General features: G+C 28.7%; 6 protein-coding genes. 1 reads left to right on the top strand and 5 read right to left on the bottom strand.

Annotated features, from left to right (window positions below; all coding sequences use genetic code 11):
- Positions 1 to 683: Crp/Fnr family transcriptional regulator (locus NSA58_RS14125; RefSeq protein WP_257560609.1), on the top strand; the 683-nt coding region annotated here is incomplete at its 5' end.
- A 136-nt stretch (positions 684 to 819) separates the two neighbouring features.
- Here the strand turns inward: NSA58_RS14125 and NSA58_RS14120 are convergent.
- The 5 genes from NSA58_RS14120 to NSA58_RS14100 form a co-directional block, all read right to left on the bottom strand.
- The gene (locus tag NSA58_RS14120; protein ID WP_039678408.1) at positions 820 to 2367 is read right to left on the bottom strand and encodes a hydantoinase/oxoprolinase family protein; all 1548 of its coding nucleotides are present in this window, start codon (positions 2365 to 2367) and stop codon (positions 820 to 822) included.
- A 21-nt stretch (positions 2368 to 2388) separates the two neighbouring features.
- Positions 2389 to 3468 (bottom strand): DUF917 domain-containing protein, encoded by a 1080-nt coding sequence (locus tag NSA58_RS14115; protein ID WP_074078939.1) that lies wholly within the window; start codon positions 3466 to 3468, stop codon positions 2389 to 2391.
- Between the two features lie 11 nt (positions 3469 to 3479).
- Positions 3480 to 4736, bottom strand: coding sequence for a cytosine permease (locus tag NSA58_RS14110; RefSeq protein ID WP_074429296.1), 1257 nt, complete (start codon positions 4734 to 4736; stop codon positions 3480 to 3482).
- A gap of 164 nt (positions 4737 to 4900) precedes the next feature.
- Positions 4901 to 6091 (bottom strand): PucR family transcriptional regulator, encoded by a 1191-nt coding sequence (locus NSA58_RS14105; RefSeq protein WP_074078937.1) that lies wholly within the window; start codon positions 6089 to 6091, stop codon positions 4901 to 4903.
- 22 nt (positions 6092 to 6113) lie between these two features.
- Complete coding sequence (locus tag NSA58_RS14100; RefSeq protein ID WP_257560608.1) at positions 6114 to 6248, bottom strand: hypothetical protein; 135 nt, start codon at positions 6246 to 6248, stop codon at positions 6114 to 6116.
- Positions 6249 to 6311: the final 63 nt, after the last annotated feature.

The raw sequence follows: 6311 nt of genomic DNA, 5'->3' as shown, positions 1-6311 counted from the left end.
GTAATATAATGATTGATGTATATAAAGACATGAATACACTTACTAAACTTAATATTTTTTCAAAATTCCCTTTAGAACATTTGGAGCATCTTTTAAAGTGCTGTGGGGCATATTATAAATTCTATGATAAAAATCAAATTGTTTTTTTACAAGGAAATAAAGTAGACTCTCTATGCATAATAATTTCAGGAAGTGTCTCCATAGAAAAAATAGATATTTTAGGAAATAATACATATATGTTAGATATTTATGAAGGAAATTTCTTCGGTGAACAAATAGTTTTAGATAAACCATCCATAAGTCCATACACTTATAGATGTTCTAGTGACTGTAAAATTCTATGCCTCCCTTTTCATAAAAAATATAGCACTGATAATTGTAAGAATACTTGCGCTTGTAGGTTATTATTTAGAGAAAATCTTCTTAATGAGATTGTTGAAAACAATATGCTATTAATAAATAAACTAGAAATTTTATCAAAGAAAAATATTCGTGAAAAAATAATGACATTTTTAGCTTATGAATCTGAAAAATATAGTTCTAATAAAGTTAAAATACCTTTTAGTAAATCAAAATTTGCTGAATATTTAGGTGTGAACAGATCTTCTCTAATGAGAGAATTATCTAATATGAAAAATGAAGGTATTATTGAGCTAAACAATAAAACCTTTACTATTTTATAAAATTGTAGTGTCTATCTATGAGTAATTCATTGTAATATAATAATTAATTGTATATTCCTGTTGCTATAAATAAATTAAATATTTAGTCACTAGAAAAACTCTATTCTAACTATATAGCTAAAATAGAGTTTTTTATTTATACTAAATCTCCTACAACTTTTATTTTTATTCTTATGGCATTTCCAGGAAGATAAGCTAAAGGTACATCTTCAATAAATAATACAGATATACTATCAAGCTTGGCCCCTGCCATTTGAGCTTTTTTTATTGCTTCTTCTTTTACCTCGTTTATAGCATCTTCTCTTGATATTTTATCTAAACTATATACTTTTTCAACATCACCACTTACTTGACCAAGAGCTGCACCTATGGCATTGGCTGCATTATAATGTGGTGGTATAATTATATTTTTAACTCCTTGTAGTTTCTCTGGTACAATTATGCTTCCTCCACCAGTTAATACTAAGTCCACATCATCTTGATTAGTTTTCATTTGATCTATTAAGTCTTCAAGTGTAGTTTTAACTTTTTCTTGTATCAATTCACAATATTTTATATCTAAATCAGATACATTATTTATTTTATCACCAAAAGCTCTTCCTAATTTTGTAGCTACATCTGATAGAGTTAGTGTATTTCCTCCAAATACTAAGGCTTCTTCTGTTATCTTATAACCCACACTTTCTGGCCCTATTTTAAAAGAATTTATATCACCTTTTACACAAGTTCCTCCTGCCAGACCTATGGATATAATATCAGGCATTCTAAAGTTTGTATGTACTCCACCAACTTCTACTGCTATGGCTGATTCTCTTGGAAATCCATTTTGTAAAATACCTAAATCACTAGTTGTACCACCCACATCTAATACTACGGCATTTTTTACTTTAGATAAAAATGATGCTCCTCTTATGGAGTTTGTAACACCACATCCTATAGTAAATATAGGGTATTTAACTGTGTATTCTAAATTCATCAAAGTTCCATCATTTTGACTAAAATAAATTTGTGCATCTATATTTAATTGATGTAAAGATTTTTTTAATCCAAGGGAAACATCTTTTCCTACTTTTGATAATGCCGAGTTTAAAATAGCTGCATTTTCTCTTTCTAAAATTCCCACATTTCCAATTTCATTAGATAGAGATATTGGAATATCCTCTCCTAAAACCTCTCTAACCCATTTGGCTACTTGTTTTTCTTGCTCATTATTTACTGGTGAAAATACACCACTTATAGCAACACTTTCTGCTTTTCCTTTTACTTTTTCACAAAATTCTACTACTTCATCTTTACATAATTCAGAGATTATTCTTCCATCAAATTCATATCCGCCTGATACTATTATAGAGTCTAATTCAACTTTTTGTCTTAAATCTTCTGGCCAATCAATAAACGGATTTATTGCAACTGTTGCTGGTTTTGCTATCCTTATCATAGCTACGTTATTTAATCTTTTTCTTTCTACTATTGCATTTGTACAATGAGTTGTTCCAAGCATAACATATTTTATTAAAGAAGAATCTATTTTACTTTCTTCTAAAACTTTTTTTAATGAGTTGTATATTCCACTTTCCACATCATCTGTAGTTGGCATTTTTACAGAATTAACTACATTTAAATCTTTATCTAATATACACGCATCTGTGTTTGTTCCTCCAACGTCAATTCCTATACGATACATTCCAAATATTCCTCCCACAAATTATTTTCCTTGAATTTTTTCTACTGGTACATAATCTACTTCATATCCAAAATATTTAGGTCCTGCTACTTCTAATCCTTTTTCACTTCTCCATTGATAATTACAAGGAAAAGCTACCACAACTACTCTTGAACCATATTTCATTCTTTCTGTAGTTATTGGAATACCTGTCTCTAAATCTAATACTGCTATTAAATCTGGCGTAGTACATAAGATTTCATCATCTTTCTTTGCAATTAAATGCTCATTTTGGAAAAGTATTGTATAATCTCCTGCGTATTCATTTATGCCTTTAAAATAAGCATGACCTCTTGTAAATCCACCTTTTAATTCTCTTTTTATATCAACTATTTTTCCTTCAAATAATTTATATCCTTTTAAGTCTTCTAACATTTTATTAATGCCTACTTGAGCATTAGATCTATTTTCCATTAAAGTTTTGCCTATATTTTCTGCTATGGTTAAGGTATTTTCTACGACAGCACTTTTTACTTGCTTTCCACTTAAGGCATAGTCAGACACAGAAGAACTTCCTCCCATTTCAATAGTTAATGTTCTAGCCAATCTTTCAGCCCAAATTCCATCCTTAGGATAAATTACTACTGTATTACCTTTTTCGTCTGCCATGGTTACTGGTGAACTTTTATATCCTGCCAAATAAAATGTAACCATTTGTGCTTCTGGGAAGGCTCTTCCCATAGCATCTGCATCTAATATTGGCAATCCTTTTTGAGCTGCCACTGCAATTGGCATTAATGAATTTATCCCCCCTATTTCTATAGGGATAATAACATCAACTTTTTTATTTAATAATTCTTCCATCTTTTCCAGTGGAGCAGTTAATTCAACTTCAGAAAGAAGCTTTTCTATAGTAATAGTTGGTGCCCCCATTCCCGAAACAGGAACTACAAGGGCATCATCTTCTAATTCTTCAATAGATATAAGTTTAACTGGTCCATATTTTTTTATAGCTTGTTTGGCTAACAACTTTCCTACATATGGGTCACCTCCACCCCCTGTTCCTAATACAGCTGCTCCTATTGCAATCTTCTCTATACTTTCTTCTGTTAATAGTCTCATTATTTCACTCCTTATTTTGATAATTTACCTATTATTGCTTGTGCTATAAATCCTGTAATAAAACCATCTAGAGGTGATATTGTACTTAATGTAATAAACCCGTAAGTTGAAAGTGTTGTTATTACTATACCTATTACCCATGCTACTATAGATCGTGTAACTATAGGATTTACACTTGATTCATCTTCTATATTTTTAAAAGCCTTTTTAACTATATAGTACTCTGCTATGTATACCCCACCAACAGGTGCCACCACTATTCCTAATATATTTAAAAAATTTATAAACCCTTCATATATTCCTAAAACAGCTAATAATGTTGCTATTAAGCCTAAGATTATTGTTAATTTTTTCTGAGATATATTTTTAACTACTAAAGCAATACTCAATGCTGATGAATAAATATTACTTGTATTTGTTGTCCATTGAGCTAATGTTAAAACTATCATTCCTGGTATAGCCAATCCTAGTGCTAAGAATATATTCATTATTTCTGATGTTCCCATACATTTTACAAGAATTATGGAAACTATAATCATAAAACTATTTCCAAATAGAATTCCAAAGAAACTTGCTAATGTACAATCTTTTCTACTTTTTGCCCAACGGCTTATATCTGGTGATATTATTGCTCCAACAATTATTATACTTACAGCTAAAGAAACACCTTGCGCAAAAGTCATAGTTTGTTCCATATTAGCTTCTATAGTTGGAACACCATTTGCTTTAAATCCTAAGAGTATTGTTAAAAACATAAGTGCTAATAATAATGGTACTGAATAAACACTTAACTTTTCCATTGCTCTATATCCATAAATAACTGTACTCATCATTAATAACCCACCAACTAGACTAAGAATTCTAACATCAATATTTATATTAAAATTATTGAATAACAAACTAGCATTTTCTGAGAAAAATCCAACTTGTACACCAAACCATCCAAGTAAAGATATACCTATGGCAAGAGAAAATATTTTTGCGCCTATATCTCCAAATACATATTTTGTTATCATTGATGTGGATAAGCTAGTAGACGAACCTACTAATGAGCATAATGTATACAAAATTGCTGACAAAAAAGAACCAACCACTACTGAAAGTATTGCTTTGTCCAGCGGCATACTATTTGCAAGTTCCGCTCCTAAAATTACAGATGATAAATCCACACCTATTGCAACTAATACACAAAATATGGATTTCCATCCACGTTTCATATCATCAGGAACTTGCTCTAATGCGTAATTTTCTACTGCTTGATTTTCCATAATAAACATCCCCTTTTGTGAATTTTAATTTAATAGTATCAATTATAACAGAAATTTTTGAAAATTCTTTTGTGCAAAAAATAAAAATAATCTTGTTTTTTTGTATAAAAAAACAAGATTATTTTTATTTCATTGAACCTATATATTTTTCTAGCTATTATTTTCTATCTATTATTTCGAATTCTTTTTATTGCTATTGCTATAGTCAATTGATTTATTGCTGGAAATTCAAATATATCACTTCCTATAGCTTCTTTAATTTTATTCAATCTATATTGAACTGTATTTTTATGTAGAAACATATTTTCTGAGGTTTTTATAATATTAGTATTGTAATCTATTAAATAAGACTCTAATGTTTCATATAAATTTTTATCGCTTTTTTCAACTTTATTTACTATTGATAAATAATATTGTATGTCACTTTCTCCGTCTTTTATTAAATTAATACATTGTTCTGTAAATAATAACTCATGTCTATTAAAATATTTTTTAGTTTTAAATATAAATTTTATTTCTTTCATTGTAAATGCACATAATTTATATGCACTTATTATATCTTCTAGAGAATTTAATTTATCTAGGTGTGATATAATTGGTCTCTCATAAATATCATCTATATATTCATATAATTTGTCTATTTCATCGCTTATTAAACTACTTTTCTTTGATATTAAAATAACAATTGAGTTTTTATATATTCCTATATAAGCCTTAATATTATTATCTTTATAAAACCTTCTGATTTTATCTAGTAATTCACCTTTTTTCAAAAATGACTCTTCTATATAAACATATCTCATATATCTAATATCTTCTGGATAATCATCTATATAAAAAGATAATCTGTGAAGTGACATTCGATCTTCATCTAAAATAGATTGTACAAATTCTGCATCTATTTCATGACTATTTTTTCTCCATGCATTTGCCTCTAGTTTCTTCTGAAAAATAAGCTGCATTACTTCATAAATCACATAAGAATACGGAATAGCATCTGTATTTTTAGGCATCATTATTATTGGAAAATCTAATTTATCAGCTAGTTCGCATACTTCTTTGGGTATTTCTTTTAGATAAATGCCAACATAAAATATTATCAGGCCAGAATCTCCTCCTTTTGCAAATAGCTCTACACATCTCAACATACTTTCTATATCATCATAGCATGATATAAATCCTGTAACTACTAACTCTCCCCCAAATCCTTTATAGCTATCACTATTTAAAATTGTTTTACTTGTTTCTAAAACTGATATTCCTAATACATTTTTGTTTAGTCCACCGCTGCCTGCTACTACAGTTGCCGCTGACATTATAGGTAGTTGTAAGCAGTCGTTTACTGTTATATTCATGCTTTATCCCCCCTATTTATTACTAATTAACTTTTTGTAATTCATCACCTAGATAATACAAATAAACTTCAAATATTTGTTTATCTACTAGATAATTACAACCACTCATAGCGTCACCATACTGTACACCAAATACGTAGTACTTTGATACTCCCATTTATTTTACTCTATTTTACTTATAATCTATATTTTTTTCAATTTATTTTCTATAATTTAAATA

The sequence above is a fragment of the Terrisporobacter muris genome, assembly GCF_024621905.1.
Classification (GTDB): Bacteria; Bacillota; Clostridia; order Peptostreptococcales; family Peptostreptococcaceae; genus Terrisporobacter; species Terrisporobacter muris.
The sequence above is the reverse complement of the archived record's forward strand: the minus strand, read 5'-3'. Positions and strand labels throughout refer to the sequence as shown.